General features: G+C 75.3%; 24 protein-coding genes. 14 read left to right on the top strand and 10 right to left on the bottom strand.

All coding sequences use genetic code 11. The features are described from left to right. Positions 1-2: 2 nt before the first annotated feature. Together Sru01_RS17500 and Sru01_RS17495 are read right to left on the bottom strand one after the other, a co-directional pair. Positions 3-836 carry an alpha/beta fold hydrolase gene (locus Sru01_RS17500; protein WP_239137507.1) on the bottom strand — a complete coding sequence of 278 codons (834 nt, stop codon included), beginning with the start codon at positions 834-836 and terminating at the stop codon, positions 3-5. A gap of 285 nt (positions 837-1,121) precedes the next feature. Continuing rightward, on the bottom strand, positions 1,122-1,508 hold the full coding sequence (locus Sru01_RS17495) for a VOC family protein (protein ID WP_203986506.1): 387 nt from the start codon (positions 1,506-1,508) through the stop codon (positions 1,122-1,124). 123 nt (positions 1,509-1,631) lie between these two features. Between Sru01_RS17495 and Sru01_RS17490 the strand changes: the two genes are divergently transcribed. The 3 genes from Sru01_RS17490 (at position 1,632) to Sru01_RS17480 (ending at position 3,358) form a co-directional block, all read left to right on the top strand. Next, positions 1,632-2,273: a winged helix-turn-helix transcriptional regulator gene (locus Sru01_RS17490; protein WP_203986488.1), complete on the top strand. Its 642-nt coding sequence runs from the start codon at positions 1,632-1,634 to the stop codon at positions 2,271-2,273. A gap of 127 nt (positions 2,274-2,400) precedes the next feature. Then, positions 2,401-2,832 carry a MarR family winged helix-turn-helix transcriptional regulator gene (locus Sru01_RS17485; protein ID WP_203986485.1) on the top strand — a complete coding sequence of 144 codons (432 nt, stop codon included), beginning with the start codon at positions 2,401-2,403 and terminating at the stop codon, positions 2,830-2,832. Further along, a complete protein-coding gene (locus tag Sru01_RS17480; protein ID WP_203986467.1) occupies positions 2,822-3,358 on the top strand; it encodes a hypothetical protein in 537 nt (178 codons plus the stop codon). Before Sru01_RS17485 ends, Sru01_RS17480 begins: the two co-directional genes overlap by 11 nt. A gap of 9 nt (positions 3,359-3,367) precedes the next feature. Here Sru01_RS17480 and Sru01_RS17475 read toward each other — a convergent pair whose 3' ends face one another. Next, positions 3,368-4,024: a response regulator transcription factor gene (locus tag Sru01_RS17475; RefSeq protein ID WP_203986464.1), complete on the bottom strand. Its 657-nt coding sequence runs from the start codon at positions 4,022-4,024 to the stop codon at positions 3,368-3,370. Further along, positions 4,021-5,178 carry a sensor histidine kinase gene (locus Sru01_RS17470; protein WP_239137506.1) on the bottom strand — a complete coding sequence of 386 codons (1,158 nt, stop codon included), beginning with the start codon at positions 5,176-5,178 and terminating at the stop codon, positions 4,021-4,023. Before Sru01_RS17470 ends, Sru01_RS17475 begins: the two co-directional genes overlap by 4 nt. Positions 5,179-5,265: 87 nt before the next feature. On the opposite strand from Sru01_RS17470, the gene Sru01_RS17465 reads away from it, so the two are divergent. Continuing rightward, positions 5,266-6,762: a DUF1349 domain-containing protein gene (locus Sru01_RS17465; protein ID WP_203986460.1), complete on the top strand. Its 1,497-nt coding sequence runs from the start codon at positions 5,266-5,268 to the stop codon at positions 6,760-6,762. A 10-nt stretch (positions 6,763-6,772) separates the two neighbouring features. Here Sru01_RS17465 and Sru01_RS17460 read toward each other — a convergent pair whose 3' ends face one another. Both Sru01_RS17460 and Sru01_RS17455 read right to left on the bottom strand, forming a co-directional pair. Beyond that, positions 6,773-7,693, bottom strand: a complete 921-nt coding sequence (locus tag Sru01_RS17460; protein WP_203986457.1) for an alpha/beta hydrolase — start codon at positions 7,691-7,693, stop codon at positions 6,773-6,775. Between the two features lie 46 nt (positions 7,694-7,739). Beyond that, positions 7,740-8,846 (bottom strand): RNA polymerase subunit sigma-70, encoded by a 1,107-nt coding sequence (locus Sru01_RS17455; RefSeq protein ID WP_239137505.1) that lies wholly within the window; start codon positions 8,844-8,846, stop codon positions 7,740-7,742. A gap of 177 nt (positions 8,847-9,023) precedes the next feature. Between Sru01_RS17455 and Sru01_RS17450 the strand changes: the two genes are divergently transcribed. From Sru01_RS17450 to Sru01_RS17410, 9 genes are all read left to right on the top strand, one after another. Further along, positions 9,024-9,377 carry an MmcQ/YjbR family DNA-binding protein gene (locus Sru01_RS17450; protein ID WP_203986454.1) on the top strand — a complete coding sequence of 118 codons (354 nt, stop codon included), beginning with the start codon at positions 9,024-9,026 and terminating at the stop codon, positions 9,375-9,377. 255 nt (positions 9,378-9,632) lie between these two features. Next, complete coding sequence (locus tag Sru01_RS17445) at positions 9,633-10,013, top strand: hypothetical protein (protein ID WP_203986444.1); 381 nt, start codon at positions 9,633-9,635, stop codon at positions 10,011-10,013. Positions 10,014-10,126: 113 nt separating this feature from the next. Beyond that, complete coding sequence (locus tag Sru01_RS17440; RefSeq protein ID WP_203986442.1) at positions 10,127-10,897, top strand: maleylpyruvate isomerase family mycothiol-dependent enzyme; 771 nt, start codon at positions 10,127-10,129, stop codon at positions 10,895-10,897. Positions 10,898-11,158: 261 nt separating this feature from the next. After that, complete coding sequence (locus tag Sru01_RS17435) at positions 11,159-12,298, top strand: pectinesterase family protein (RefSeq protein WP_203986439.1); 1,140 nt, start codon at positions 11,159-11,161, stop codon at positions 12,296-12,298. A gap of 180 nt (positions 12,299-12,478) precedes the next feature. Beyond that, a complete protein-coding gene (locus Sru01_RS17430; RefSeq protein ID WP_203986436.1) occupies positions 12,479-12,928 on the top strand; it encodes a hypothetical protein in 450 nt (149 codons plus the stop codon). A 58-nt stretch (positions 12,929-12,986) separates the two neighbouring features. Continuing rightward, positions 12,987-14,084 (top strand): hypothetical protein, encoded by a 1,098-nt coding sequence (locus Sru01_RS17425; protein ID WP_203986433.1) that lies wholly within the window; start codon positions 12,987-12,989, stop codon positions 14,082-14,084. A gap of 71 nt (positions 14,085-14,155) precedes the next feature. Beyond that, a complete protein-coding gene (locus Sru01_RS17420; protein ID WP_203986417.1) occupies positions 14,156-14,743 on the top strand; it encodes a hypothetical protein in 588 nt (195 codons plus the stop codon). Positions 14,744-14,761: 18 nt separating this feature from the next. Then, positions 14,762-15,691 (top strand): hypothetical protein, encoded by a 930-nt coding sequence (locus Sru01_RS17415; protein WP_203986414.1) that lies wholly within the window; start codon positions 14,762-14,764, stop codon positions 15,689-15,691. A 2-nt stretch (positions 15,692-15,693) separates the two neighbouring features. Further along, positions 15,694-15,891 (top strand): hypothetical protein, encoded by a 198-nt coding sequence (locus Sru01_RS17410; RefSeq protein ID WP_203986411.1) that lies wholly within the window; start codon positions 15,694-15,696, stop codon positions 15,889-15,891. Between the two features lie 117 nt (positions 15,892-16,008). On the opposite strand, the gene Sru01_RS17405 is transcribed toward Sru01_RS17410, so the two are convergent. From Sru01_RS17405 to Sru01_RS17390, 4 genes are all read right to left on the bottom strand, one after another. Beyond that, on the bottom strand, positions 16,009-17,406 hold the full coding sequence (locus Sru01_RS17405; protein WP_203986408.1) for a condensation domain-containing protein: 1,398 nt from the start codon (positions 17,404-17,406) through the stop codon (positions 16,009-16,011). Positions 17,407-17,504: 98 nt separating this feature from the next. Next, positions 17,505-17,810: an acyl carrier protein gene (locus Sru01_RS17400; protein ID WP_203986405.1), complete on the bottom strand. Its 306-nt coding sequence runs from the start codon at positions 17,808-17,810 to the stop codon at positions 17,505-17,507. Further along, the gene (locus tag Sru01_RS17395; protein ID WP_203986403.1) at positions 17,807-21,043 is read right to left on the bottom strand and encodes a non-ribosomal peptide synthetase; all 3,237 of its coding nucleotides are present in this window, start codon (positions 21,041-21,043) and stop codon (positions 17,807-17,809) included. The genes Sru01_RS17400 and Sru01_RS17395 overlap by 4 nt, the downstream gene beginning before the upstream one ends. Continuing rightward, positions 21,024-22,541 carry a class I adenylate-forming enzyme family protein gene (locus tag Sru01_RS17390; protein WP_203986400.1) on the bottom strand — a complete coding sequence of 506 codons (1,518 nt, stop codon included), beginning with the start codon at positions 22,539-22,541 and terminating at the stop codon, positions 21,024-21,026. Before Sru01_RS17390 ends, Sru01_RS17395 begins: the two co-directional genes overlap by 20 nt. Before the next feature lie 594 nt (positions 22,542-23,135). Between Sru01_RS17390 and Sru01_RS17385 the strand changes: the two genes are divergently transcribed. Then, complete coding sequence (locus tag Sru01_RS17385; RefSeq protein ID WP_203986397.1) at positions 23,136-26,390, top strand: non-ribosomal peptide synthetase; 3,255 nt, start codon at positions 23,136-23,138, stop codon at positions 26,388-26,390. The last annotated feature ends 312 nt before the right edge of the window (positions 26,391-26,702 follow it).

The following is a 26,702-nucleotide window of genomic DNA, read 5'->3' as shown; positions in this document are numbered from 1 at the left end:
CTCTAGGCTTCCGGGATCATCGGCGAGGTGCCCGCGGCCGCGGTGGTGAAGCCGAGCAGCAGCTCACCGATCCTCTCGGGTGCCTCCAGCATGGGCAGGTGCCCGACGCCGGGCACCATCTCGACCCGGGCGCCCGGCACCGCCTGGTACCGGTGCGCCGATTCCGGGTCCCAGCGCGGGTCGGCGGCACCGAAGATCACCAGCACCGGGAACCCGAGGGCGGCGAGCCGCTCGGGGACGCCGCGCTCGGTGATGTACGCGGCGTTCGCCCGCAGTACCGCGCGGAACGTGCGGTAGGTGATGGCCCGCAGGTCGCTCACCACCTCGGCCGGGATGTCCACCGGGCGGGCGGCCGTCGCGACGATGCCCCGGCGGATCATCGCGTCCGACCGCCTCGGCCACAGCAGCGGGCCGAACGGCGGCCCCAGCAGGACGCGGAGGATGAGCGGCTGCGGCAGCAGCGCGTCCATGCCCGGCCCGGTGCTGATGAGGGCGAGCGACCGCACCAGGTCGGGACGCCGTTCGGCGAGCGCGGCGGCGACGTATCCGCCGCTGGAGTGCCCGGCCACGGCGACGCCGCGCAGGCCGAGGCCATCGAGCAGCGCCGCCACCTGCACCGCCTGCTCGGGCACTTCATAGGAACGCGCGGGCCGCGACCGGCCGCACCCGGGCAGGTCGATCCGGATGACGTGATGATGGCGGGCGAGCGCCGGGACCACCGGGGCCCAGGACGCGCCCGAGGTACCCGACCCGTGCACGAGCAGCAGCGGCGGCGCCGGCGGCGATCCGTCCCGAACCACGTGCATCCCGTGCGGGCCGGTGTCGTACTCACTCATACCGGGCAGCATCGCCCGCGCCGGCCCTGCTGGTATTGAACGAATGTCGTCGCGTGCGTCCCTGCGTCGACCGGACCCGGTTCCCCCGCAAGCCGTCCGACGCCATGGTCCGACCTACCTGATCGGATGCCTTCCCTCTACCGGCGGAGGCATCCCGGCCGGCGTGGACATGTCATGATCAAGCCGGTCGAGTATCACCAAGGATGAGGAGCGACGTCCAATCTGACGGATCGGAGGCGGGGGCCGCCGATGCGCGTGCGGCCCCCACTCGTGCCGGGCCTGTCATCAGGCCGGCCCGGCGAGCCCGACCAGGTTGCCTTCGGGGTCGGTGAAGTGCGCGACGACGAGATCTCGTCCCGGCGCGCGTTCGGGGCCCATGGCGCGTCTGCCGCCCAGCCGTTCCGCCTCCCGGAGCGCGGCCTCCACATCGGGGACGCCGACGTAGAAGACGACGTGCGGGCCGTATCCGGTACCGCCACCGATGCCACCGGGGATGCCGGGGGCATCGGTGCCCGCGGCGGGTTCGGTGAAGCCGTATGCACCCTGCCCGGAGACCGACGCCGCGACCGGCCCGCCGAGGTCGAACTCCCAGCCGAACAGCTCGCCGTAGTAGCCGCGCAGCCGCCGCGGATCGGTCCCGATGATCTCGAAGTGCACCACTGGCCGTCCCATGCTCGTGTCCTCTCCCAGGTGCCGGTATGCCATTGCCCGCCTCGACACGCTAGCGAGCTTGGTTGTTAAAAACAATCGGCTAGTAGTAATTTGCAATCAAGTTCATTGATCAGGAGGAGCGCTATGCCGACGACTCGTAGCTATGGCGATGCGTGCGGCATCGCGCGGGCTCTCGACGTGGTCGGGGAACGGTGGGCGCTGCTCGTCGTCCGCGAGCTGCTTCTGGGCCCGCAGCGCTTCTCCGACCTGCGCCGGGCGTTGCCGGGGGCCAGTTCCAACATGCTCGCCGACCGGCTGCGCGAGCTGGCGGGCCACCAGGTGGTGCGCCGGCGCCGGCTGCCGCCCCCCGCGGCCTCGGTGGTGTACGAGCTCACCGATTCCGGGCGCGAGCTGGAGCCGGTCGTGCTGGCTCTCGGCGGCTGGGGCCTGCGCTTCCCGCCGCCCGCGACCAAGGCCCACCTCAGCGCGACCTCGGTGCTGCTGTTCCTGCGCGGTTCCCGGCACCCCGACCCGCAGGCGCCGCCGACCACCTACCGGTTCGAACTCGACGACCGGGTATGGACCGTCGGCATCGAGAACGGCCGGATCCACATCACCCCGGGCGCGCCGCCCCGGGCGGACGCCGGCCTGCGCACCGACCCCGCGACGCTGAACGCCCTGCTCGACGGCTCCACCTCGCCGGCCGCCGCGGTGGCGGGCGGCAAGGCCGCGCTGAGCGGCGACGAGGACGCGCTACGCCGGTTCCTCCAGGTCGCGAGCACCTGACCCGTACGGAGCCCCGCGCAGCCGGTAGCTCGTTCCGTCGCAGAGCGGGCGCGAGACCGGACAGGCCGCAGCGTCACTGAGCCGCTATTGGTTGTGTCGCCGAACCATCTGGTTGTATCGTCGAACCATGTCGTCGGATGCGGGAGATCTTCAGGAGGCCGTCGGCCGGTTCGTCCGGGTCTTCGGGCTGCTCCAGCCGGATCAGACCCCCTGCGGGCAGCCGATCCCGGCCTCGGAGTCGCACGCCCTGGCGGAGCTCGCCCGCGAGGGCGAGCTCCGCCAGGTTGAGCTCGCCCGGCGGCTCCACCTGGAGAAGAGCACCACGAGCCGGCTGGTCGGCCAGCTCGGCGGCCGGGGCTGGGTGGAACGCCGCTCGGCCCCCGAGGACGGCCGCGGCGTCCTGGTACGGCTGACTCCGGCCGGCGAGCAGGCGGCCGGCCGCCTCGCCCTGGCCCGCCGGGCACTGTTCCAGACGGTGATCGACCGCATCCCCGAAGCCGAACGGGACGGCGTCCTGCACGCCCTGTCCCTGCTGATCGGAGCCCTCGATGGCACGTGAGAACGCCCGGCGCCCGGCGATCAGGGCGGCCATGCTCGCCGTGACCGCCGTGCTCGCCGCGGGCACCGCCACCGCGGTCACCCTGGCGGGCCGCGACCCCGGGACGCGCCCGAGCACCGCGGCGCGCCAGGAAGAGGTCGCCGCCAAGGGCCGCGAGGTCATGCCCTTCGACCTGGACCGCACCACCCATCACTTCGACAAGAACGCGCGCGGCGGCGTCCAGACGGTGCTCGCCGACGATCCGGGCGACCGGTCACAGATCGACCTGATCCGCGGACACCTGGACAAGGAGATCCGCCGGTTCCGTACCGGCGACTTCGGCGACCCGGCCACCATCCACGGCGACCGCATGCCGGGCCTGGACCGGCTCGGCGCCGGCCACACCCGGATCCGGATGACCTACCAGGACATGCCGGCCGGCGGCCGGATCACCTACAGCACGGACGACGAGACGCTGGTCGGCGCGCTGCACGACTGGTTCGACGCCCAGGTGAGCGACCACGGGCGGCACGCCGGGCACGGCTGACGGCGCTTGTCAGCCGATCCGGTAGCCGACCCCCGGGGTGGTGACGATGACCGGCGGGTCGCCGAGCTTGCGGCGCAGCCGGGCGACCGTGACGGTGACGGTGTTGGTGAACGGGTCGGCGTGCTCGTCCCAGACCTGTTCCAGCAGCGTCCCGGTGCTCAGGAAACCAGGGCTCGCCCGCAGCAGCGCCTCCAGCACCGCGAACTCCTTCACCGACAGGCCGAGATGCCGGCCGTCCCGGACGGCGGTGCGGCGGACCGGGTCCAGCTCGATTCCGGCCGCCCGCAGCGTCCGTGGCCGTGCGTCCGGCCGGCGGCGGGCGAGCGCCTGGACGCGCAGGATCAGCTCGGGGAAGTGGAAGGGCTTGGCGAGGTAGTCGTCCGCGCCCAGGGTCAGCCCGCTGACCCGGTCGCCAGGGGCGCCCGCCGCGGTCAGCATCAGCACCATCGGCCGGTCCGTCCACTCGGTGATCATCTGGCAGAGCACGTCGCCCGGCAGGCCGGGCAGGTCCCGGTCCAGGACCACCACGTCGTAGGGGGCGAGGCCGAGTTTGGCGGCGGCGGCCGGCCCGTCATAGGCGACGTCGACGGCCATCCCGTGGTCGCCCAGCCCTTCCGCGACGACCTCGGCCAGGGCGTGGTCGTCCTCGACGACGAGGATTCTCATGCCGCCGCCCTCCCCGGCGGCAGCGAGATCGACACGCGCAGGCCGCCCTCGGGGCGGGCGGCCAGCTCCAGCCGCCCGCCGTGCGCGGCGGCGACCGCCGCGACGATGGACAGGCCCAGCCCGGAGGACCCGGTCCGCTCCGCGCCGAGCCGCTCGAAGGGCTGTGCCAGCCGGTCGACCTCGCGTTGGTCGAACACCCGGCCGCCGGTCTCGACGGTGAACACCGTCCGCCGGCCGTCCGCCAGCCCCGCGATCCGGATCCAGCCGCCCTCCTCGTTGTGCGCCACCGCGTTGTCCACGACGTTGTCCACCAGCCGCGCCAGCAGCGCCGGGCTGCCCCAGGTCGTCATCTCCGACGGCAGGTCCACCGCCACGGCGAGCCGCTTCGCCGCCACCTCGGCCGTCCTCTCCCGCAACGCGGCGCCGGCGAGGACGGCGAGGTCGACCGGGGCGACCCCCGCCGGCGGGCCGTGTTGCGCGCGGGCCAGCACCAGGAAGCCGTCCAGCAGATGGTCCACCCGGTCCAGCTGGGCGCGCAACCGGCCGGCCAGCGCCACCGTGGACGGGGCCGGATCGCGCTTGGCGACCGCGACGTCCAGCGACGCCCGCATCGTGGCCAGCGGGGTGCGCAGCTCGTGGGAGGCGTTGGCGACGAAGCGGCGCTGCGCGGTGAAGGACGCCTCCAGCCGTTCGAGCAGCCCGTCGATGGTGTCGGCCAGTTCCTTCACCTCGTCGGCCGGCCCGGTGACGGCCAGCCGCCGGTCCAGGCTGTCGGCGGAGATGCGCCGGGTGGCGCCGGTGATGAGCCGCAGCGGCCGCAGGACCCGCCGGGCGAGCACCCGGCCGAGCGCCACCGACACCACCGCCATCACGGTCAGCGCGACCAGGGAACCGGCGAGCAACCGGCGGGACTGCTGCTCGTGCACCCCGGCCAGCTGGTCCTGCAGTACCTGGATGTGCTGCTGCGCGGCGGCGAGTTCGCTCTGGGCGCCGGGTGGCCGGCCGGCGGGGGCCACGCTGGTCATGCTCCCGCCGGACAGCAGGATGGTCAGGCCGAGCAGTCCGGTTCCCGACAGGAGGAACACCGCGGCGTACAGGGCGGTAAACCGTGCCTGCGCCGTCCCGTGGTGCGCCTTGATCATCAGTCCCAGCATGGGCTCCAGCATGCCGGGGGCGACCTAACAGCGGCGTTACAGCACCGCTTCCGGCCCGGTGACCGGCGGATCGGTAGAACCGGCGGCATGTCGACCACCGAACTCCTGCGGCGCGAGTGGCGGGCCTTCCGCCGGCCCGCCCGGCTCGCCGCCCTGGCCGCCGCCACGCTCAGCGTGATCGCCCTCGCCGTGCTCTACGCCATGGGCAACCGGTCGTCCTGCCCCGGCCGCTGCCCGGCGCCGCCCACCGCCGAGGACGGATCCCTGGTCAGCGACCAGTTCTGGTTCCTGCATCGCGGCCTCGGCCGCGACGGCGGCATCACGGTCCGGCTCACGTCGATGACCGGGACGATCACCTACCCTCCGCCGGACCACGACCGGATCGTGCCCGGCCTGGTGCCGTGGGCGAAGACCGGGATCCTCGTCAAGGACGGCGTGCGCCAGGGATCACGGTACGCGGCGCTCATGATGACCGGCCACCACGGCGTGCGCTTCCAGTACGACTACCACCACGATGTGGCCGGCGGCGCGGGCGGTGTCTCGGCGCCGTCGCCGCGCTGGCTGCGCCTGACCCGCTCGGGTGACACGATCACCGGCCTGGAGTCCACCGACGGCAGGCGATGGCGCACGGTGGGAACGGCGCGGCTCGCCGGGCTGTCGGACACCGTGCAGGTGGGACTGTTCGCCGCCTCCCCCGGCGACCTGACGCTGGTCGGGACCGGCCTCGGCGGGGCCGTCGAGCAGGTCCGGTTCACCCAGGCGACCGGGGTTTTCGACAACGTCGCGGTCACCGGCGGCGCCCCGGGCGGGTGGCGCGGCGACCCGGTCGGCGAGATGAACCACACCGACTGGGAGAAGTCCCACCACCCGTCCGGAGCCGTGACACGGGACGGCGTCATCACGATCAGCGGGACCGGCGACATCGGACCGCCGGAGGGATCCGCCCCCGGTGCCGGCCGGCTCCTGTCCGGCCTGGTGATCGCGCTGGTCATCCTGATCGTCGTCGCGGCCCGGCACGGCGCTCGGACGGCCCCCCGGGTGACCGCGGCCGGCGCGGCCGTCGTCGGGGCGGCCGCGTTCGGTGCCGGCCTGGTCGCGGCCGGCACCGCCCTCGCGGTGGGCACGGCGATCCTGAAGGGGAACGGCATCCCGGTGGCGCCGTTGCCGGTATCCGCCGGGGCGCGGCTGGTGATCGGGGTGCCGGCGGCGCTCGGCCTGTGCGCGGTTTTCGCCTACGGGCTCGGCGGCCGGCTACGCCGCGGATGGGCCGCCGTCCTGGCCGGGATGGCGTTGATCGCGGTTCCCTACGCGGGCTCGGTGCTCCCGCTGCTGCCCGACGCCGTCGCCCGGTGGCTGCTGCGGCTCACCCCGGCCGCGGGTTTCGCCGTCCAGCAGACGGCGGTGGAGTACCCGCAGGTGACGGCGCACTACGCCCCGTCGGCCGGGTACTTCCCGCTCCCCTGGTGGGCCGGGCTCGCCGTCCTCGCCGCCTACACGGTGACCGTGATGCGCCTGGCCATCCGCCGGAGGGACGTCCGATCACAAGAGCCGGCCGCCGCCGCGCTTCCCGGTACCGAGCGGTGAGCCAGGGCCGTCAGCCGAGGCCCAGGCGGGGGCGTACCCAGGCGGCCAGTTTCCGGATCGCCTCGTCGGCGGCCGGAGAACGGCCGGCTCCCATGTGCCAGGTGTGCTGCTCGCCCTCGAAGATCTCCACAGTGACCTCCACGCCCGCCTTCTCCGCGAGCGCGGCGAGCCGGAGGCCGTCATCGAGGATCATCTCGATGCCGCCGGCCTGGATGTACATCGGCGGCAGCCCGGTCAGGTCCGCGTAGAGCACGTTGATGGACGGATCGGTGGGGTCGCCGTGCTCGCCGAGCAGGGCCCAGGTCAGGAAGTCCAGGTTCATCGGCGTCTCGCCGCCGAAGAGGGCGTCCGTCCTGACGTTCGTGGTGCGGGTCTCGCCGCCGTTCTCCAGGTCGAACCACGGCGACAACGGCATGACACCCGCCGCCACGGGCAGCCCTCGGTCCCGCGCGTGCAGCATCGCCTGCACGGCGAGCCCGCCGCCGGCCGAGTCGCCGGCGACGGCGAGGCGATCGGGGCGGAATCCCTGTTCCAGCAACCAGGCGTACGCACCGGTGGTGTCGTCGACCTGGGCCGGGTGCCGGTGCTCGGGGGCCAGGCGGTAGCCGGCGATGAGCGCCCGCACCCCGGCGGCCCTGGCGAGGTGGCCGAACATCTTGCGGTGGGTGTACATGGAACCGGCGATGAAACCGCCGCCGTGCACGCAGAGCAGCACCCGGTCGTCTGCGGCCCCCTCCGGGGCGGCCCACATGGCGGGCACGCCGCCGGCGTCCACCTCGAGGTAGTCGACACCGCCAGGTTCGGCCGTGGCGTCACCCCAGTGTTCGTTGAGGTCACGCGACTCGGCCATCGGCATCGGCGGGTCCATGGCGGACGCCGCGTTGACGGTCCGGTAGTGCGCGGTCAACCAGTCGAGTGTCGTTTCGGTCATTTCATGATCCTTCCGGGAAGGGGGCGCCGGTGCGGCGCCACCGCGCTCAACACGCCGGTGGCAGGCCGAAGCGAGGGAATAGCTCGGGGTCGCGGTACAGCACGATGCGGACGATGCCGTCCGCGGCGACGGTGAGGACCGCGACGCCGAAAGCCCGATGGCCGCCGCCGGCGTCGCGGAAGTAGGCCGCCGCGGCGGGTTGCCCGTTGGCGCGGACCGGTGTCATCCGCCAGTCTCCGGGTGAGCCGACGACCCGCCCGAGCTGGCGCAGGCACGTCTCGATGCCCGAGAACCAGGCCGGGGAGCCGACGATCTCCAGTGCGGCGTCCTCGCGCAGCGCCCGCTCCAGCGCGGCCAGGTCGGCGTTCTCGAAGGCCCGCACGTACTGCTCGAACAGCGCGCGGACCGCGGGGTCGTCGGGTTCCGGCGCGTTCTGGCCGGGGCGCCCCGCGGCGTTCATGCCGGCGCGTGCCCGCTGCAGCAGGCTCTTGACGGCGGGAACCGTGCCGCCGAGCATCGCGGCCACCTCGGCGGCGGAGAAGTCCAGTACGTCGCGCAGGACGAGCACCGCCCGTTGCCGGCCCGGCAACCGCTGCAGGCCGTCCATCAGCGCCAGGCGCAGGCTCTCCCTGGCGGACACGATGTCGGCCGGATCCGCCGTCTCCGAGATCACCAGGGCGTCCGGGATCGGCTGCGGCCAGTCCGGCCCCGGAGCCGGCGGACGTGGCGGGACGTCGGCGTCGGCGCTCGGCGCGCCCAGGCCGGAGGGCAGCGGCCGGCGGATCTGTTGCCGGCGGTCGTTCAGACAGGCGTTCGTCGCGATCTTGTACAGCCAGACGCGTACCGAGGAGCGCCCCGCGAAGGCCGGGTAGCCGCGCCAGGCGCGCAGATAGGTCTCCTGAACGAGATCCTCCGCCTCGTCCAGCGAACCCGCCATCCGGTAGCAGTGCGCCAGCAGTTCCCGGCGGAAGGGCTCGGTGCGGCGGCTGAACTCCGCGGGGTCCGGCGGCTCCGCCGGCCGGGCGGCGTCCCGGTGTGCCGACCCGGCGGCCTCGGGTTCGTCGGTGGCCCGGCTTCGCCGAACCTGGTCGGGCCGGGCACGCCCGTGCCGGTCGTCCGCCCGGTTCGTCATGCTCACCTCGCTGTCCGGCATGGCTGTCTCCTATGTAGACCCCGAGGGCCCGGAAAGGAATCGCCGCCGGCGCACCGATCGGCCGGGATTTCGACGACGTCCTCCGGCACGAGCCGGAATGTCGGTGGCGGGGGTTAGCGTTCGGAGCCGGTGGAGCGGACCGGGGCGGCCCGGCGGGCGGGGTGGAGGTGGTGGCCGATGGTCACGGTGGACGACGTGCGGCGGATCGCGTCGGTGCTGCCGCGCACCGAGGAGCGGCTGGTCCGCGACCGGGTCACCTTCCGGATCGGCCGCATCGTCTATCTCGCCGTCTCGGCCGACGAGACCCTGATGGGCTTCGCGTTCCCCAAGGAGGAGCGGGCCGCGCTGGTCACCGCCGACCCGGTCCGGTTCCTGATGCCCCGGCCCTCCGACGAGCGGTACAACTGGGTGCGTGCCCGGCTGGCCGAGCTGGACGAGACCGAGCTGCGCGAGCTGGTGGTGGACGCCTGGCGGATGTGCGTGCCGAAGAAGGTCGCCGCCGGCTACCTGGACTCGCCGTCCGCGACGTGACCTGGGCGGGTCCCCGCTCGGCCCGTTCCCGCCGATCGACCCGAGGCCGCCGCCGGCCATCAGACGGACCGGCCGTTCGCTTTCAGGCGGTCGCCCGGTGGCCGCCCCGCGGCGGCCTTGTGGCGGCTTGCCCGGCCACGGTCCGGTAGCCGGGCCCTCCGGCCACGAGGGCAGGCCGCATCGGAGGGCCGGCCGGCGCGGCCCGCGCGCAACGTCTCATCGGGCCGATTCGGGGCAGAGCGACACCCTATGATCATGGCTTTGCTGCTCGACCTGGCCAACATCGTGGGCGGCTTCTTACTCGCCCTTCCGCTGCTGCGCGCCATACCGCGCGCCGGCGGCGAGATCGGCCGGGTCGCCGGGCGCGTCGCGCCGTTCGGCTGGGTGGTGGGGGTCGTCGCGCTGGTGACCGCCGGATACCACCTCATCGTCCACCTGACCTCCGGGCCCCACGTGTTCCACTTCGAGGTGGTGGGCATCGGAGTGGGGCTGGCGCTGCTGTGGGACCGGCTGACCGGACGGCCCGCACCGCGCGAGGACACTCCGGACGCCACCGGCCCGCGCCTGCTGCTCGCGATCTTCGGGATCATCGCGATCATCGTCGGCGTGCAGGGGCTGTTCACCCCGGACGGCTGACCGGGCGGCGGGACGTCCGGGAGCGCCGTGTGGCGTACCGGGTGAAGTCGCCCGGCCTGTCACCGGGGAAAACGAGGTGCGGGGGTGCGTGCGGGCTGTTTCGATAGCCGGTCATGAACCTCGCACGCCTTCGTGGCAGCCTCGACGACGACTTCACCCTGCTCCGGTCCGCGCTGGCCGCGACCGGCCCGGACGCGCCGGTGCCGCCGTGTCCGGGATGGACCGTCGCGGAACTCGCCCTGCACGTCACCTATGTCTACCTGCACAAGACCGAGTGCATCCGGCTCGGCGCGTTCCCCGACCCGTGGCCGCCGGCCGGCGCCGATCCCGATCCGAAGGGTGCGGTGGACCTGGCCGCGCTGGACGCCGCGTACGCCGGCCTGCTCGCGCAGCTCGACGGGCACCGGCCGGCCGACCACGCCGCCTCCTGGTACGAGCCGGACCAGACGGTCGGCTTCTGGATCCGCCGGATGGCGCACGAGACGCTGATCCACCGGGTGGACGCCGAGCTGGCCGCGGGGCGTCCGGTTTCCCCGGTCCCGGAGGACGTCGCGGTGGACGGGGTGGACGAGATCCTCAAGATCATGATGGGGTACGGCAGCGTCCGGTGGCGGGAGGACTTCGGCGCGCTGCTCGACGTTCCGGACGCCCGGCCGGTCGCGGTGGCGGCCGGGCACCATGCCTGGACGGTCACCGCCACGCCGTCCGGGGTGGTGGTGACCGAGGCGGCCAGCGGATTCGACGGCGAGGCGGTGGTGACCGGCGAGCCGCAGGCCATGCTGCTGTGGTTGTGGAACCGGGCCGGCGACGAGGCGGTACGCCAGGCCGGGGACCAGAAGTTGCTCGACCGGTTTCAGGCGCTGTGCACCGCCGCCACCCGGTGACCGGACGCAGGTGATGCCGTCCGGTGAGCCGCCGGCCCGGCCGCGGCCGCCCGTTCCACCCGGCCGGCGGCCCCCGGCCGGTCGTGATCGGGCCGATCGCGGCGGACCGGCCGTGGCCGGGCCGATCGCCGCCGGGCCGGCGGGCGCCGCCGCAGGCCCTGTCCACCGGCGCCCGGGCGGTTGACAGGGCTGCGGCGCGGGCCTACCTTCCGGGGGTGTCCTGATACATGGAAGCTGTTCACATATGTGCACGGAGCGCCCATGAGCACCCCCGTCACCCGCCGCCGGCTGCTGACCGGTTCGGCGGTCGCGCTGGCCGGACTCGCCCTCACCACCGGGGGCGGCCCGGCCGCCGCCGCGGCCGGGCGGCGGCCGTTCGGCCGCCACGGTTCGCCGCGGGACCGGCTGAACGAGCGCACGCTGTATGTCGACCCGCTCGGCCGCGGCGACCACACCAGCGTCCAGGCGGCCGTCACCGCCACCCCGGACTCCCCCGCCGCGGGATGGACCCTGGTGCTCGCCGCCGGCACCTACCGGGAGACGGTGCTGGCCGGCGCGGCCAAGACCGGCCTCACCCTTCTCGGCGCCACGGGCGACGCCCGGGACGTGGTGATCGTGTACGACAACGCGGCCGGCACGCCCAGGCCGGGCGGCGGCACCTACGGCACCAGCGGCAGCGCCACCGTCACCGTCCAGGCGGACGGATTCACCGCGACCGGCGTGACGTTCGCCAACGACTGGCTGCGCGCCGACCATCCCGACATCTCCGGCACCCAGGCGGTGGCGGCCAAGGTGATGGGCGACCGCTCGCTGTTCGACCGCTGCCGGTTCCTCGGCCATCAGGACACCCTGTACGCCGACACCAGGGCCGCCGGCACCTTCGCCCGGCAGCTCTACCGCCGCTGCCACATCGAGGGCGACGTGGACTTCGTGTTCGGCCGGGCCACCGCCGTCCTCGACCGCTGCGTGCTGCGCGGCCTGCCGCGTGAGGTGGACTTCCGGCCGTACGGCTACTTCTTCGCCCCCAGCACCGTCGCGGCGAATCCGCACGGCTTCCTGGTGACCCGTTGCGTGCTGTCCGGTGACGTGCCGGCCGGGTCGTACGGCCTGGCCCGGCCGTGGCGGCCGAGCAGCGACCCGACCGCGGTACCGATGCTCACCGTGCGCGAGTGCCTGATCGGGCCGTGCCTGGACACCGCGACGCCGTACGTGGCGATGAGCGCCGGTTTCCCCTGGCAGCAGGCGCGGTTCGGCGAGTACCGCAACGTCGGCCCGGGCGCGGCGATCCCGGTGCCGGAGAACCGGCCGCGACTCGACGACGCGCGGGCCGCGGAACTCACCATCGCCACCCATCTCGGCGACTGGACCCCGCCCGCCGCCCATCCCGGCCGCCCCGGATAGGCGGGCGGGCCAGGGCACCCGGCTCCGGGCCGGTACCGGCCGGGAAAGACCACGGATCGCGGGCCGGCGGATCTCGGGAAGAAAGCCGGATCTGGGTCTTCAAAAGGCCCCACCCGAGGCGCATACTGGCCTGGCTCAGCCGTCACGTGGGGAGATCATCGCAGGCGAAGGAGCATCGCGATGGACCCCGCCCTGGCCGGCCTCGCCGCAGCCGCCGCCACCGCCCTCGTCCAGGCCGTGACAAAGGACGGCTGGGAGGCGGCCAAGGCCCGGCTGGCCGCGATCCTGCACCGGCACGGCGCGGACGACCCCGCCGTCGCCGCCCACCTCGACCGGACCGAGGACCGCCTGCTCGGCGCGCCGCAGCCCGCCGGGGCGCCCGGCCTGGTCGCGGACGGGCCGGCCGCGGCCGAAGAGCGGCTGCGCTGGGCCCTGCTGCTCGCCGCGTTCCTCGCCGAACACGAGGCGGCGGCGGCCGACCTGCGCCGGTTCGCCGACGACCTGCGCCCCCCGGCCGGGGACGGCTCCGTCGTCGTCCAGCAGGTCGCCGCCGGGCGGGACGCCTACACCGCCGGCCGCGACCAGCACGTCCGGCCGCGGCCCGCCGCCGGAGCCGGCGATGTGTGCTGAGGCCGCGTCGCGGCCGGCGGCGGGCGGACCTGACAGGCGTCCCGCGAGAGTGCAGCGGGTGACGGCGCGGCGGGACGCCTACACCGCGGGGCGCGATCTGCACGTCCACCTGTGCCCGGTCCCGGAGCCCGGTCCGGCCGGCGCCGGGCACCATCGGGAGCGGCCGATCTTCGTCCAGTACGCCAACCCGGAGATCCTCGCCTGCTACCGCGTGGCCGCCGACACCGGACAGACCGCCGCCCAGACGCTGCGCGCCACCCGGCTGGCGGTGCTGCTGACCGACGCCCCGCTGCTGTTCCCGTCGTCCTACCTGTTCGAGCTGCCGTGGTTCCCGGCATATCTGCGCGCGGTGGCGCCGCTGGTGCACGACGGCCTGGTGCGCCACACCTCGGCGGTGGCCGAGCCGGAGGCGTTCCGGGAGCTGAAGGCCCGCGAGTACCACGGTGATCCGGTCAACCCGTACGCGGCGCCCCGCCCGCCGACGGCGGCACCGGAACCGGCCTGGCATCCCCGGCCGGGCGGCCCGACGGCCGACGACATCGCCGGCCAGTGGCGGGCGGCGCTGGTGCCGGGCGGCGCGCTGGCCGGCGTGGTCCGCGCGGCGGCGCGCGGCTGGGGCCTGCCCTACCGGCGGGCGGAGACCGTGCTGGCCCGGGTCCCGGACCGGCTGGCGGGCCGGGCGTTCGTCCGGCGGTTCGTGCAGGCGGCGCTGCCCGGCCCGGTGCCGCCGCAGGTGGCGAACACCGTGGCGATGTTCCTGTCGGCCGCCTACCTGCGCTGCTACCTGCGCGAGCTGGACGCCACGATCGTCACCGACCTGCCGGCCGGCGCGTTCAGCTGCGCGCTGGACGGCCCCGGCGGCGGCCCCCGCGATCGCCTGCTGCCGGCGCGCCGGCTGGAACTCGCCCTCGGCTGGCTGGGGCTGGCCGGTTTCGTGCTGCACGGAGCCGGCTGGCGGGACCTCGTTTCGCTGAGATCCAGCCCCGGCTTCGGCATGATTACCTCGACGCTGTACGGGAACGGCCCGCCGGACGTGTTCCGGCTCGCGGTCGTCGGCGCCGGCCGGTCACGGCCGCTGGCCCCCGCCGCCACCTGTGGGGACGCACTGTCCAACGTGGCGGCGGTGGCGGAGGAGCTGGTGCGGCTGGCCGGCTGACCGGGCCGGCCGTTCCCGGCCTTTCCGCGGCGCCGCGCCGCGGGCGGAACGGACAGGGCGGGGGACGGCCGATGAAGCTTGCGGTGTACTGCTCCGGGTCGATCGCGAAGGGGGCCGCCGACCGCGGCAAGCTCACCTGGACCACCGCCGAACGGATGGAGGTGACCAAGGGCGCGGCCCCCCACGAGGTGGTCTTCCTCACCCCCGACGATCCCATCACCGACCCCGGGAACACCCTTGGACAGTTCGGGCGAGACATGTACCAGGTCATGGTGGCCTCCGCCGTCATCGTGGACGCGCGGGAGCGGCGCGGCCTCGGCATCGGCGTCGAGATGGCGGCGGCCGGCGGGTTCGGCACGCCGGTCATCGTGGTCGCGCCGCCGGAGTCGAAGTACCGGGCCGCCGTGCTCGAATACCGCGGGGCCGTCGTCCGCGACTACGTCCACCCGCACGTCGCGGCGCTGGCCACCGCCGTGGTGGACGACTTCGCCGCGGCCGGTGCGGCACTGGCCGGCCTGGTGGCGACCGGGCCGCTGCCCGCCAAGGCGGCCGTCCCCGACTGGCTGGCCGCGGCCATCGGCGAGTACCGCGACAACGTGCTGGCCGGTGACGCGCCCATGCTGCGGGCCCTGCGGGAGCTGGCGGCCGTCCCCGGCTGACCGGCCCGGGAGGAGCGGATGATCCTCGACATCGGGCACGGCACGGCGGAGCTGGTCGAGCGCGGACCGGGCGGTTACCGGCTGTTCGTGGCGCACAACGCCGCGCTGGAGCGCCTGCTGTTCGACCGCAACCTCGTCGGCCCGGGCTTCCGCCTGGCGTGCCGGGCGGCCAGCCGCCGGTTCGCCGCCCATCTGGCCGACGAGCACCGTCCGGACGACACCGCCGAGCTGATGATCCTCAGCAAGGGCGTCGTGTACCAGCTCGCCGACGCGGTCGAGCGGCGGCACGGCACCACCCTGCCGCTCAATCTGGTCGCCACCTCCCGGGTGGCGGTCGCCGGCGACGCCGCCCGGGTGGAGATCGGCTACGCGCAGCTGGAGGCGCCGGCCGGCACCCTGCTGATCGGCGACACCGTCGCCTCCGGCGAGACGATCATCGCGGCGGTCGGCCATTACCTGCGCCGGCACCATCTGGAGCGCCTGCAGGTCGTCTCGTACGCCGGCACTCTGGGCGGCGCGCGGCGGATCGCGGCGTTCTGCGCCGGGCACGGCGTCGAGGCGACCTTCCTGTACGGCCTGGCCGCCTTCGGCCTGGGACGCAATGGTTTCGACCTGTCCTTCCTGCATCCGGAGACGGTCACCCGCCGGGCGTACGTGGAGCGGGCGGCCCGGCAGTTCTCCGGCCGTCCTGTATCGGCGGTCGGCTGGGACTTCGGCTCCCAGGTGGTGTGCCCGCGCAAGTACCGGAGCCTGTGCTGGGTGGAGGCCGAGGTCTGGGACCTGCACGGCGCCCCGTGCCTCGCCCTCGCCGAGGAGCCCGGCGACTGGTCGGACCTGGCTCACGAGCGGGCGGCGTTCGCGCACGCGGTCTCCGGGCCCCCGCCCGGCCGTTGCCACGATCCGCACCGGCGGCGACAATCGTTCCGTAGAGGGCTGGGAGGGCAGTGACCATGACCGAGGACACCGCGCCGGCGGAGCGCTTCACCGATGAGGAGTACGCCTTCCTGAGGTACGTCCGGTTCGGCACGCTGCCCCCGCGCGTCCTGCCCGCCGAGATGGTGGAAGAGGTCGACACCGACTCCCGTCCCGACGTGCCGGAGGGGTCCCAGCTCCCGCACCGCTGGGGCGGCAGCGGCCACTTCCCCTGACCCGGCCGCCCCTCCCGGTTCGGTGCCCGCCTCGCCACCGTCGCGGCCGCCGGGGCCCGCACGGGCCGGTCGCTCCGCGGCGGGCCGCGGCCGCACGGGCCGGCCGCCGGCGCCCGGTCAGCCCGCGGTGAGGGCGGGCAGGTCGGCGAGGACGACGCCGCGGCAGGCGGCCTCGACCAGCAGGCGTTCCAGCCCGCGCAGGTAGCCCTCCATCGCCGCGGGCGGCAGGAAGGCGGTGTCCGCGGTGAGCGAGACGCCGAGGCCGTCCGGCTCGTCGGTGACGTGCAGGCAGAACCGGCAGTTCAGCCGGTCGATCCTGACCGGCCAGGTGATCCGGGTGCGCTCCACCGCGGCCCGGGTCGCCGCCGGGTCGTGCTCCACCTTGGCGATCCGCGGCCGTTCCACCAGGCGCTGGTCGTTGAAGCAGCAGTACGGGTGGACCTCCACCCCGCGCTCGGCGCCGATCGCCTCGATCGCCCGGCGCAGTTCCAGCGGATCGAACCGGGTGTGCTTGTAGGCGCGCAGCGAGGCCGCCCAGGCCGCGCGGAGCAGCTCCTCGAACGTCTCCGCGCCGAGGTCCAGCACGAACAGCCCGTCCTGCGCGAGCGGCGTCACCAGATCCCGGTCGCGCACGTGGAAGCGGTTGTTCACCACCGGGAGCATGACGCAGGTGCGCTGCGCGGCCGCCTGGCCGACCATGGCGGCGGCCCCGGCGAGCAGGACGGTGGTGCCGCTCACCCGGTACCGGCCGGAGAGGACCTCGACCGCGGTGTCCAGCGCCGGGGAGACCATGGCGGCCCGCCAGAACCGCGGCTCCCGGGGCGGGCCGGCCGGGGCCTGGAACATCGTCGGGGGGACGCGGCGGTACTCGCGCTCCCAGTAGGCGATCGCGGCCGCCGACAGCCGGCGGCCGGCCGGGCCGGCCTGCTCGGCGGCCAGGTCCAGCGGCTGGCGGGGCACCGGGTCGCCGGCGCTCCCCCGGCGCAGCAGCGCCCGCAGGTCGCGGACCGCCACGTCCGCGCCGAGCCCGTCGGCGGCCAGGTGGCAGAAGACCAGGACGGCGTACCGCACCTGGCCCTCGCAGGTGACCAGCCCGGCCCGCAGCGGCCACTCGGCGTGGTAGTCGAACGCCGGGCCGGCCAGCCGGTCCATCATCTCCCGCGCCACCCGGCCGGCGTCCGCGCGGGCGGCCGCGACGATCTCGACCGCCAGCGTGCCGGACCGGGCCACCTCCTGGCAGACGTCGCCGTCCACCGCGCGCAGCCGGGTGCGCAGGGACTCGTGCCGGGCCACCAGCGCGGCCAGCGCGGCCAGGACGTCCTGCGCGGGGTGGGCCGGCAGCGGGACGACCCGGCCGAAGTTGAAGTAGTGGTCGTCCGGCATGGTGCGGCAGATGGCCAGCCAGATCGACCGCTGCCCCCAGGCGAGCGGCGCCACGCCGCCGCGCTCCCCGGCGAACTCCACGGCCGCCACCGCGCCGCCCGCGGGGGCCGAGACGGCCTGCGGAGAGGCCACGGCGACCGACCTGGCGCGGCGGGACGCTTCCCCCGTGGTGTCCGCGGGGGCGCCGGGGAACGTCCCCGCGGACACCGCGGGGCCGAGGACCGGGGCGGTCACCGGGCGCCGGCCCGGACGGCGATGATGTGGCGGACCAGCGGGTCCAGGCCGTCCAGGAACGCCGGGTCGCCGCCGAGGTCGATCTCGACGCCGAATTCCTCCTCGATGGCGTCGATGAGCCGCAGCATGGTGAGCGAGGTGACGCCGAGGGCGGTGAACGAGCCGTCGCCGGCCAGCACCTCCGCGGCGGTGATCTCGCCGTCGGAGGAGGTCTCGACCAGGCCGGCGACCCGCCGCCGCAGTTCCTCGCCCTCCGGGCCGGTGCCCGGCGGATCGGCCAGGGAGATCTCGGGGTCGATCATGCGGACTCCTCGCGCGCCGAGCGGACCGCCTCGGCCACGCCGTCGATGGTGGGGGTGTCGAAGAAGACGTCCAGGTCGACGTCCACGCCGAGCCGGCCGCGGATGCGGCTCGCGATCCGGGTGATGCTCAGGGAGTGGCCGCCGAGGTCGAACAGGTCCTCGTCCGGCCGGATGCCGTCGATCTTCAGCACCTCCTCCCAGATGGCGGTGATCTCGCTGATCAGCGGGTCGGCGGCGGCCGGCACCGCGGCGGGCGCGGGCTCGGTGGCCCGGGCCGGCGGCTCGGGCAGCGCCAGGCGGTCCAGCTTGCGGGCCGGGGTGAGCGGCAGCCGGTCCAGCGCGACGTAGGCCGCCGGCACCATCACGCCGGGCAGGCCGCGGGCCAGGTGCTCGCGCAGCCGGCCGGCCAGCCCTGGCACCTCCGTCTCGGCCAGTACCCGCGGTGCCGCCCCCGGAACGGCCGCCGAAGCCACCTCCAGGACGGCGGCGGAAGCCCCGCCGGGGCCGGCGCCCGGTGCTGTCAGGCCCGGGACGGCGGCGGAGGCCGCACCGGGTGACGTCCCCGGGGCGGCGGCGGTCCGTGGGACGACGTAGGCGACCAGCCGCTCGCCGTCGCGGACCGCGACGGCCGCGGCGGCGACCAGCTCGTGCTCCAGCAGCCGGGCCTCGATCTCGCCGAGCTCGATCCGGTGGCCACGGATCTTCACCTGGCCGTCGGCGCGGCCCAGGAACTCGATCCGGCCGTCCGGCCGCCGGCGGCCGAGGTCACCGGTGCGGTAGAGGCGGGCGCCCGGCGGGCCGGCCGGGTCGGGCACGAAGCGCGCGGCGGTCGGCTCGGGCCGGTCCAGATAGCCGCGGGCCACCCCGGCCCCGCCGATGCAGATCTCGCCGGGCACCCCGGCCGGGACAGTGACCAGCCGCTCGTCCAGGATGTGGATGCGGGTGTTGGCCAGCGGCCGGCCGATGGTGATCTCGGCCGGACCCGGCGGCACCTCGTCGATCGCCGACCAGATCGTCGTCTCGGTCGGGCCGTACACGTTGACCAGCCGGCCGACCCGGGCGCGCAGGTCGCCGGCCAGCGCCGGCGGCAGCGGCTCGCCGCCGCTGAGCGCGACCAGGCCGGGCCGGTCCAGTCCCGCCTCGGTCAGCAGCCGCCAGCTGGACGGGGTGGCCTGCACGTGCGAGATCGAACCGGTCTCGACGAGCCGGCGCAGCGCCCGGCCGTCCCGGGTGACGCCCTCCGGCACCAGCACGACCCGGCCGCCGGTGATCAGCGGCAGCATCAGCTCCAGCGCCGAGATGTCGAATGACAGGGTGGTCAGCCCGAGCCAGGCGTCTCCCTCCGCCGCGCCCAGCTCGTCGCGCATGGCGAGCAGCAGGTTGGTGAGCGGGCGATGCTCCACCGCCACGCCCTTGGGCCGGCCGGTCGAGCCGGAGGTGTAGATCACGTACGCCAGGTCCCCGGGGGCCGGCGGGGTCGCGTCGAGCGGCGACGGCGGGGCGGGCCAGCCGGCCAGCGGGCCGAGGCGCAGCACCTCGGCGCCGGTGTCCGGCGGCTCGGCGGCCCCGGTCACGCACGGCGGCTCCGGGCCGCGCTCCGGCGCCAGCACCAGGGCGGCGCCGGCGTCGCGCAGCACGAACGCCAGCCGCTCGGCCGGGTAGGCGGGGTCCAGCGGCAGGTAGGCGGCGCCCGCGCGCAGCACGCCGAGCACGGCGGCGACCATCTCCGGCGAGCGGTCCAGGTGGATCGCCACCAGGGTGCCGGGGCCGGCGCCCCGGGCGCGCAGCGTGCCGGCCAGCCGGGCGGACGCCGCGTCCAGCTCGGCGTAGGTCAGCTCGCGGTCCTGGAACGCCACCGCGACGGCGTCCGGCGCCTGGCGGGCCCGCTCGGCGAACAGTTGCGGCACGGTGAGGTCCGGCACCGCGCGGGCGGTGGCGTTCACCGCGGCGAGGTCCCGCTCCTCGGCGGCGGTGAGCAGCGGCAGGTCGCCGAGCGGGGTATCGGGGGCGGCCGCCGCGGCGGCGGCCAGGGTGCGCAGGTGCCCGGCGACCGCCCGGACGGTGCGCGGCGCCACCGCCTCCGGGGCGAAGCGGAGCCGCACGGTCACGTCCCCGGCCGTGCCGGTGGTGTGCAGGTGCAGCACGCCGCGCGGCGCGCCGTTGAACACCGACCAGTCCACCTCGGTGGCCAGCCCGGGGAAGTCCGGGACGGCGCCGTCGCGTTCCCGGTGGCTCAGCGAGATGGGGGCGAGCGAGGTGGCCGGTGCCATGCCACCGGCCACCTGGGCGAGCGGGACGCCGCGGAACCGGTACACCTCGCGCAGCTCGCGGCGGACCTCGGCGGCGAACGCCGCGAACGGCGCCTCCGGGTCGGGCCGGGTGACCACCGGCAGCTCGTTCACGAACAGCCCCACCGAACCGCGGTCGGCCGGGGTCCGGGTGGACAGGTCGACCGCCACGACGGCCCGCTCGTTGCCGTACCGGCGCAGCAGCGCGTGCAGCGCGGCCAGCAGGAACTCGAAGGTCGTCACCCCGATTCCGGTGGCGGCGGACGCCAGGCCGGGCAGGGTCAGCTCGATCTCCTGGCCGGCCGCGCCGCGATGCGGCGCGCGGGCCGGGCCGGGCAGTACCGGCCCGGCCGGGGCGGGCCACCGGGACCGCCAGAACGCGGCGGCCTCCTCCCCTGCCGCCGCCGCGCGTTCCTGTCCGGCCAGTGCTGGGAGCGCGGGCAGGTCGGGGGCCGCACCGCCGAGCCGGGCGCGGTAGCAGGCCGCCAGGTCGGCGACCAGCACGTCCTTGGAGATGCCGTCGAACACCAGGTGGTGGGCGGTGAAGACGAGCACGTGCCGGTCGGGGCCGAGCGCGAGCAGCGCGAAGCCGGCCAGCGGGCCGCGGGCGAGGTCCAGGTCGCGCTCGGCGTGCGCGCGGACGGCGGCCGCGCGCTTGTCGTCGTCCAGGCCGGTCAGGTCTTCGGCGGTCACGGCGGGCGGCACCGGCGCGGGCACCAGCCACGGCTCGCCGTCCCGCTCGGCGACCGCCGCGCCCAGCAACGGGTGCCGGGCCAGCACGTCGGCGCAGGCGGCCCGCATGGCCGGCGCGTCCAGCGGCCCGTGGAAGGTCAGCGTCAGGGGCATGCGATACGCGGCGCCGGCCGCGCCGGCCCGTTCGGTCACCCAGACGCCGTGCTGGGCGGGCGAGGCGGGGATGTCGAGGTCAGGGGTGGTCGGCTGCATCGTCGCCTTCCTGGGCGTGAAGAAGGGCGCGCAGGTCGCGCTTGAGCACCTTCCCCGCGGGGTTCTTGGGGAGGGAGGGGAGGAACGTCCACCGGGCCGGCACCTCGTGCCCGGCCAGCCGGCCGGCCAGGAACGTGCGCAGTTCGGCGGGGGTGACCGGGGCGCGCGCCACCGCGGCGGCGGCCGGCACGGCCCCCATGACCGGGTGCGGTACGCCGACGACGGCGACCTCCGCGACGGCGGGGTGGTCGAGCAGGGCGGCCTCGATCCGCAGGGTCGAGACCTTGAAGGCGCCGGACTTGATGATGTCGCTCTCCCGGTCCAGCAGGTAGAGGTAGCCGTCCTCGTCCAGCCGGCCGAGGTCGCCCATCCGCACCCAGCCGTCGCGGAAGACCTCGCCGCGAGTGTCGGGGTCGCCGAGGTAGCCGCGCGGCGCGGCGGGCGAGCGCATCCACACCTCGCCCGCGGTGCCGGGTGGCACCGGTCGCCCGTCGTTGAGGATCCGCAGCGTGCCGCCGGCGGCCGGCCGGCCCACCGAGTCGGGGCGCTCGGGGTCGAAGACCATGGTGGTCTGCGCGGGCGCGGCCTCGGTGGAGGTGTAGTAGTTGACGATGGTGGCCCGGGGGAAGGCCGCGGCCAGTCCCAGCGCGACCGGCGGGGCGAGCGCCGCGGCGGTGGAGCCGAGGAGCAGCACGCTGGACAGGTCGTACCGGCCGGCGACCCCGGCGTTCAGCAGCTCGATCGCCATGGACGGCACCAGGAACACCGTGCCGGCCCGGTAGGACTCGATGAGCCGGGCGAATCGGGCGGCGGTGAAGCGGGGCAGGGTGAGCGCGCCGGGCCGGGCGTCCAGCATGTTGACCAGCATGGTCTGCGCGGCGTTCGTGCCGATCGGGAAGGCGTGCAGGAAGTGGCGCGAGTGCGCGAGCGGACGGCGCCGGGGGTCGGTCACCTGCCCCCTGGTGCCGTGGGTGAGGTTGGCGTGGCAGGCGACGACGCCCTTGGGCTCGCCGGTGGTACCTGAGGTGTAGAGGATCTGCGCCGGGTCCTGCGGTCGCACCGGCACCCCCGGGTCGGGCCCGCCGCCTGATTCCAGGTCGGGCAGGGCGATCGGCGCGGCGGTGGTGATCTCGGGCACCCGGTCGGTGCCGTGCACCGCGCGGGCGGCCGAGGCGTGGGCGAGCAGCCGGTCGAGCCGGGCGGGCGGCAGGCCGGCGGGCAGCGGCACCGCGACGGCGCCGGCCCGCTGCACGGCGCAGTACGCCACCGCGTACCCGTCCCATTCGCGTTCGCCGAACACCAGGCCGACCCGGTCCCCGGGACGCACGCCCCGCGCGGCGAGCCCGGCGGCGGCGGCGCTCGCCCGCTCGTCCCAGCCGGCGAAGGTCAGCGATCCGGCACCGTGCACGGTGAGGGCGACGCCGTCGGGCTCGGCGCGGGCGCGCGCGGCGAGCAGCCCGGGAATGGTCGGCGCGGCGGCCAGGACGGCTGGGGACATGGGTGGTGCACCTCCGGAGAAGCTGGGGGAAGCCTGGGCCATAGCACGGCCGGACGGCTTTCGTCGCGGCCGTTCTCCGGCCCTTTCCCCCGACTCCGGAAGGCGCGTCACGCAATTGTCGTCAAAAGCTGGAAAAGCGGCCGGCACTGATAACCGGCGCATTTCCTAGGGTTTTCGGACTGCGGTTCAGCGTTGTTGGGAGCGCTCCCATACTGCTCACCGCTGCCAACGTATGTCAAGACCGGATTCCCGCGTACGGCGTCGTCCTGGGTGCACGGGAGGCCGTCCGGTGGCGGAGGCCGGGCCGCGGCGAGCGGCCGGCCCCGGCCCGGCGACCGGTATTGACATTTCGCATTTCCCGTTCATACCGTACGGTGCGCGATTCGCGGCCGGCGAGACGAATTCTTCCAGCCCGCGTCGCCACGGGGGATGTCCGTTGACCGGCTCAGGCCGAGCCGTCATCAAGAAAATCCGAGTACGTGAAAGACGGGTCCCGCCGTGGGCGCAGCAATCGATCACCCCGGGCATTCCACCGGCCGGGCGGGCCGTCCCTCGCCGGCCGCCGTCCCGCCGCGTCGGGCAACGGACGTGCCGGTGGACGTACCGGTGGACGTGCCGGTGGACACGGCGCCGCTGTCGCCGGGCCAGGAACGCCTGTGGTGGTTGCAGCGCTTCGACCCCGGCGACGCCTCCTACAACATCTTCGTCACCGAACGCCTGCGCGGCCCGCTCGACACCGATGCGCTCGGCCGGGCGCTGGACGAGGTCGTCGCCCGGCACGGCGCGCTGCGTACCCGCTTCCACGGCGACGTGCTGCCCGTGCAGCAGGTGCCGGCGCCGGGCCGGTGCGACGTCGAGCACCTCGATCTCACCCACCTGGCCGCGGCCGAGCGGGAGCGGCGGGCACGCGAGCTGGTCGCCGAGCGGACCAACCGGCCGTTCGACCTGGCCGCCGCACCGCCGCTACGGATGTCGCTGCTGCGCCTCGCCGAGCAGGAGCACGTGTTCTGCCTGGTGGTCCACCACATCGTCGCGGACGGCTGGTCGCTCGGCGTGCTGTACCGGGAGCTGGCCGCGCTGTACCAGGCCTACCGGGCCGGCGAGCCGTCACCGCTGCGGCCGCCGCGGCTGCAGTACACCGACCACGTGCGCGGCCTGCCCGAACCGGACCCCGGCGACCTCGCCTACTGGGCCGAACGGCTGGCCGGGCTTCCCCCGCTGGAGCCGCCCGCCGACCGGCCCCGGCCGCCGGTGCGCGCCGGGCGCGGCGACGTGCACGTGCTGCGGATGCCCCCCGAGGTCGCCGCGGGCGTCGAGCAGGTCGCCCGTGCGCACCGCTGCACCCCCTTCATGACGATGCTCGCCGCCTACCAGGTGCTGCTCGCCCGGCACACCGGCCAGGACCGGTTCGCCGTCGGCTCGGCGATCAGCGGCCGGACGGAGCCGGAGCTGGAGGACCTGGTCGGCTACTTCGCCGGCACCCTGGTGCTGCGCGCCGACCTCACCGGCGACCCCGCCTTCGCCGACCTGCTGCGGCGGGTGCGCAAGGACGCGCTCGGCGCCTTCGCCCACCGGTCGGTGCCGTTCGAGCGGTTGCTGGACGAGCTGGCGGTCCCCCGCGACCGCAGCCGTACCCCGCTGTTCCAGACGATGTTCGTCCAGCAGAACCAGGCGGAGGCCGGGCAGGGCCGGCTGAGCCTGGCCGGGCTGGAAGTGGAGCCGTTCGAACCGGGCTTCCGCCACGCCAAGACCGATCTCATCGTGGACGTCACCCGGGACGCCGGCGGCCTACTGGTCGCCTTCACCTACGACACCGCGCTGTTCGACGCCACGACGGTCGCCCGGCTGGCCCGGCGGTACGAGACGGTGCTGCGGGCGGTGGCCGCCGACCCGGGCACGCCGGTCTCGGCGATCGAAGTCATGCCGGCGGGCGAGCGGGCGAAACTGCTGCGCGCCGGGACCGGCCCGGCGCCGGCGGCGCCGCCCGCCGGCCTGCCCGAACTGTTCGCCGCCCAGGTGGCCCGCACGCCGCACGCCGCCGCGGTGACGGACGCGGCCGGCACGCTCACCTACGCCGAGCTGGCCGGCCGCGCGCGGCGGCTGGCCGGGCGGCTGCGCGCGGCCGGTGCCGGGCGCGGGTCGCTGGTCGGGGTGTACCTGGACCGCTCGGCCGGGATGGTCGCCGCGCTGCTCGGCGTGCTGGAGGCCGGTGCCGCCTACGTGCCGCTGGATCCGGCGTTCCCGCCCGCCCGGCTGGCGCACGTGCTCGCCGACTGCGGCGCCGCGCACGTGGTGACCCGGGCGGGGCTGGCCGGCGGGCTGCCACCCGGCGCGTACACCATCGTGCCGGCCGACCCGGACGGCGCGGCGGATCGTCCGGATCCCGTCGCGGCAGGCGACCCGCCTGAGAACGCGGGCGAGGGCGCGAGGGACACCGGCGGCCCCGACGGCACCGGGGCCGCGGGCGGCATGGACGGGGAGCCCGCCGGGCCGGACCACCCGGCATACGTGATCTACACCTCCGGCTCCACCGGCGCCCCGAAGGGGGTCGTCGTGCCGCACGGCGCGCTGGCCGCCTTCCTGCACGGGATGCGCGAGCTGCTGGACCCGCGGCCCGAGCACGTGTGGTGCGCCGCCACGTCCATCTCGTTCGACATCTCCGCCCTGGAGATGTACCTGCCGCTGGTCACCGGCGGTCAGGTGGTGGTGGCTCGCGGCGCGGAGGACATCGCCGCGCTGACCCGGCCGGGCGGCGGCGCGCCGCCGGTCACCCACGTGCAGGCGACGCCGTCCGGCTGGCGGGTGGTGCTTGCGGGTGACTTCGACGGGCGGGTGGTGACCGCGCTGGCCGGCGGCGAGGCGCTGCCCGGCCCGCTCGCCGAGGAGCTGCGGCCCCGGGTGGCCCGGCTGGTGAACATGTACGGCCCGACCGAGACGACCATCTGGTCGACCGCCTGGGAGGTGCCGGCGCGCCCGGAGGAGGTGTGCATCGGCCGGCCGATCGCGGGCACCACGGTGTACGTCTGCGACGATCGCGGGGACCTGGTGCCGCCGGGCGTGCCCGGCGAGCTGCTCATCGGCGGCGCCGGCGTGGCCACCGGCTACCACGGCCGGCCGGCGCTCACCGCCGGCCGCTTCGTCCCCGACCCGGCCGGGCCTCCCGGCGCGCGGCGGTACCGGGCCGGCGACCGGGTGCGGTGGCGGCCGGACGGCACCCTGGCCTTTCTCGGCCGGCTCGACGACCAGATGAAGGTGCGCGGGCACCGGGTCGAGCCCGGCGAGATCGAGGCCTGCCTGCTGCGCCACCCGGCGGCGGGCCGGGCCGCGGTGACCGTCCGCGACGACACGCTGCTCGCCTACGTCGTGCCCGCCGCGGGTGCGGCCCCCGCGCCGGCGGAGGAGTTGCGCGCGCACTGCCGGGACACGCTTCCGGCGTACATGGTGCCGAACCTGGTGGTCACGCTGGACGCGCTGCCGATGACCCCGAACGGCAAGATCGACCGTGCGGCGCTGCCGGTGCCCAGGCGGGAGGCCGCCGGCGGGTACGTCGCGCCGCGCACCGACGCCGAGTCCCTGGTCACCGAGGTCTGGGCCGAGGTGCTCGGCCTGGACGCGGTGGGCGCCGAGGACGATTTCTTCGCCATCGGCGGCCACTCGCTGCACGCGGTGCGGGTCGTCTCCCGGCTGCGGGCCATCGTCGAGGTCGACGTGCCGATCCGGACGCTGTTCGCGCGTCCCACCGCCGCCTCGCTGGCCGCGGCGGTGGAGGAGCTGCTGGTCGCCGAGATGGACAGGTTGAGCGACGAGGAGGCCGAGCGGCTCCTGGGGCCGGCCGCCGAGCCCCGATGACCCGCGTCGGGTCCGGGCGACGTCCGGGGCGGCGGATGCCCCCTCGCCGGTCCGCACGCTCCCCCGGGGGCCGCGAACCGGTACCGACCGGACACCGAGCGCGTCCCCCGGCACCTGGTTGGCTACGATCGCTGCATGAGGCCGTCCTTTTTGCGAGCTTTTCTACCCACTAGGCGATTCACTGACGACCTACCCGGCCGACGAGGTCAAGCCCTCCCATGGAACGTTCCGGAGGCCTTCCTCCGCCGCGCAGACCTCCCGGACGCGGCGACCACCCCTGAACCTCGAAGTGTATCGCTGACAGAACCAGCG

It is taken from the genome of Sphaerisporangium rufum, assembly GCF_016863395.1.
Lineage (GTDB): Bacteria > Actinomycetota > Actinomycetes > Streptosporangiales > Streptosporangiaceae > Sphaerisporangium > Sphaerisporangium rufum.
This window is presented reverse-complemented; position numbering and strand designations above follow the sequence as displayed.

Excerpts from the sequence above, each read along its gene's own strand:
- Sru01_RS17500 (WP_239137507.1), bottom strand. The coding sequence starts at position 836 with ATGAGTGAGTACGACACCGGCCCGCACGGGATGCACGTGGTTCGGGAC.
- Sru01_RS17495 (WP_203986506.1), bottom strand. The coding sequence starts at position 1,508 with ATGGGACGGCCAGTGGTGCACTTCGAGATCATCGGGACCGATCCGCGG.
- Sru01_RS17490 (WP_203986488.1), top strand. The coding sequence starts at position 1,632 with ATGCCGACGACTCGTAGCTATGGCGATGCGTGCGGCATCGCGCGGGCT.
- Sru01_RS17485 (WP_203986485.1), top strand. The coding sequence starts at position 2,401 with ATGTCGTCGGATGCGGGAGATCTTCAGGAGGCCGTCGGCCGGTTCGTC.
- Sru01_RS17480 (WP_203986467.1), top strand. The coding sequence starts at position 2,822 with ATGGCACGTGAGAACGCCCGGCGCCCGGCGATCAGGGCGGCCATGCTC.
- Sru01_RS17475 (WP_203986464.1), bottom strand. The coding sequence starts at position 4,024 with ATGAGAATCCTCGTCGTCGAGGACGACCACGCCCTGGCCGAGGTCGTC.
- Sru01_RS17470 (WP_239137506.1), bottom strand. The coding sequence starts at position 5,178 with ATGCTGGGACTGATGATCAAGGCGCACCACGGGACGGCGCAGGCACGG.
- Sru01_RS17465 (WP_203986460.1), top strand. The coding sequence starts at position 5,266 with ATGTCGACCACCGAACTCCTGCGGCGCGAGTGGCGGGCCTTCCGCCGG.
- Sru01_RS17460 (WP_203986457.1), bottom strand. The coding sequence starts at position 7,693 with ATGACCGAAACGACACTCGACTGGTTGACCGCGCACTACCGGACCGTC.
- Sru01_RS17455 (WP_239137505.1), bottom strand. The coding sequence starts at position 8,846 with ATGCCGGACAGCGAGGTGAGCATGACGAACCGGGCGGACGACCGGCAC.
- Sru01_RS17450 (WP_203986454.1), top strand. The coding sequence starts at position 9,024 with ATGGTCACGGTGGACGACGTGCGGCGGATCGCGTCGGTGCTGCCGCGC.
- Sru01_RS17445 (WP_203986444.1), top strand. The coding sequence starts at position 9,633 with ATGGCTTTGCTGCTCGACCTGGCCAACATCGTGGGCGGCTTCTTACTC.
- Sru01_RS17440 (WP_203986442.1), top strand. The coding sequence starts at position 10,127 with ATGAACCTCGCACGCCTTCGTGGCAGCCTCGACGACGACTTCACCCTG.
- Sru01_RS17435 (WP_203986439.1), top strand. The coding sequence starts at position 11,159 with ATGAGCACCCCCGTCACCCGCCGCCGGCTGCTGACCGGTTCGGCGGTC.
- Sru01_RS17430 (WP_203986436.1), top strand. The coding sequence starts at position 12,479 with ATGGACCCCGCCCTGGCCGGCCTCGCCGCAGCCGCCGCCACCGCCCTC.
- Sru01_RS17420 (WP_203986417.1), top strand. The coding sequence starts at position 14,156 with ATGAAGCTTGCGGTGTACTGCTCCGGGTCGATCGCGAAGGGGGCCGCC.
- Sru01_RS17415 (WP_203986414.1), top strand. The coding sequence starts at position 14,762 with ATGATCCTCGACATCGGGCACGGCACGGCGGAGCTGGTCGAGCGCGGA.
- Sru01_RS17410 (WP_203986411.1), top strand. The coding sequence starts at position 15,694 with ATGACCGAGGACACCGCGCCGGCGGAGCGCTTCACCGATGAGGAGTAC.
- Sru01_RS17400 (WP_203986405.1), bottom strand. The coding sequence starts at position 17,810 with ATGATCGACCCCGAGATCTCCCTGGCCGATCCGCCGGGCACCGGCCCG.
- Sru01_RS17395 (WP_203986403.1), bottom strand. The coding sequence starts at position 21,043 with ATGCAGCCGACCACCCCTGACCTCGACATCCCCGCCTCGCCCGCCCAG.
- Sru01_RS17390 (WP_203986400.1), bottom strand. The coding sequence starts at position 22,541 with ATGTCCCCAGCCGTCCTGGCCGCCGCGCCGACCATTCCCGGGCTGCTC.